We start from the raw sequence: 257 nt of genomic DNA on the forward strand, positions 1-257 counted from the left end.
GCCCATCGACATCATCGTGCCGGAAGGGTCGCTGCTGAACCCGAAGCGTGGGGCCGCCGTGGTTGCAGGCAATGTCGAGACAAGCATGGTCGTGGTCGATGCGCTCTATGGCGCGCTGGGCAAGCTGGCGGCGTCGCAGGGGACGATGAACAATTTCACGTTCGGGACGGAGCGCTACCAGTATTACGAGACGATCTGCGGCGGATCGGGCGCGGGGCCGGGCTTTGCGGGCGCATCCGCCGTGCAGACGCATATGA

1 protein-coding gene is annotated in these 257 nt (G+C 65.0%); it reads left to right on the forward strand.

Annotated features, from left to right (window positions below; genetic code table 11):
- The coding region (locus GNF10_RS37605) for a hydantoinase B/oxoprolinase family protein (RefSeq protein ID WP_185607546.1) at nt 1-257 on the forward strand (257 nt) is incomplete at both ends.

Source organism: Nostoc sp. UCD121 (assembly GCF_014222285.1).
In the GTDB taxonomy this organism is placed as follows: Bacteria; Cyanobacteriota; Cyanobacteriia; order Cyanobacteriales; family Nostocaceae; genus Nostoc.